Annotated in this window: 1 protein-coding gene; it reads right to left on the bottom strand. The window is 59.2% G+C overall.

The window, feature by feature from the left end:
• Positions 1 to 1,141 (bottom strand): ISH3 family transposase (locus tag DVK01_RS20975; RefSeq protein ID WP_121538822.1); only part of this gene is annotated, 1,141 nt, incomplete at its 3' end.
• Positions 1,142 to 1,160: the final 19 nt, after the last annotated feature.

A 1,160-nucleotide genomic window follows, 5' to 3' on the forward strand; every position in this document is an offset into this window, starting at 1 on the left:
GTCGGTTCGCGGGGACGGCCCGACGCACCGCGAGGGCCGTCCACGCAGCTCGACGGACCATATTGATGAACTCCTTGAACGACCACTCCCAGAGGCGACGCCCCCCACGGCGGGGCGTCGCCACGTACTCCCAGTGCAAATACCGCCAGACGTTCTGTAACAGCAGGCTCACCACGACGTACAACAGCCGTACGACCGGATTTTGTGTCGAGGTCGTCGCGATACTTTGCTCGGAGAGTCGATAGCTTGCCTCGATACCGAAGCGTTGCGCGTAGTGGTATCGAGCGTCCCGTGGTGAGTCGATGAACGGCGCGTCAGCGGCGTAGCCGTGACGCGCCACGCCATGTTCGTCGTACCGTCCGTTCTGGTAGGTACAGTCGATGTAGACGGGAAACTCGACGGTCCAGCTGTGACCGTCGAGTTTCGCTGTCAGACTGTGCTGAATCACGCGACTCCACCCTTCTGAGAGTTCTCGCTTGATCGTCCGTCCCCAGCGGACGATCGGCATGACGTACGCGTGGTTGTGCGCCTGAAGCAGCGTCAAACACTTGCTGTCGTAGAATTCGCGGTCAAGATAGACGGCCTTGACGTTGAGGTCAAGGCCGTCGAGGATACCGAGAAACCCAGCGAGGACGCTGCTGGCGGTGTCGCCGTCTTCGAGACGGCGCACCGCCAGCGTGTATCGTTTGTTCTTCACGCGTGCGTACAGTGTCGCGTAGGCGTGGAACGCGGTGGTTCCACGCTTCGCTTGTGAGTGATACAGGCCGTCTGTATCGTCTTCGTCGCCGTAGTAGGGCCGCAGGTGGAGGTCTGCGCAGACCTCCACCTGCTGGGGAAGGACGTCGAGAACGTCTTTCTGGAGGAGCATGTTGCCAACCTGTTCGAGCGTTTCTAGATCGAATTTAGTGCGGAGATGGTAGAGAACGGAGTTTTCGTGGGGTGCATCTTCGCTTCTCTCACAGAGCGTTGAGACCGAGGTCCCGTCGGCGCAGGCGCCGACGAGGACCTCGTAGATGTCTTCAGCATCGAGTTCAGCGTTTTCAGCGAGTGAGAGGGCAACTTCCTCGTCAAGAGAGTTGACGAGGAAGTTAAGGAGCTGGTCCTCGTGGATTTCATCGTCTGCTTGCTGGGTTTTAGACACACCTTCTGCAAGCAGACCT

Source organism: Haloarcula sp. Atlit-120R (genome assembly GCF_003665885.1).
Classification (GTDB): domain Archaea; phylum Halobacteriota; class Halobacteria; order Halobacteriales; family Haloarculaceae; genus Haloarcula; species Haloarcula taiwanensis.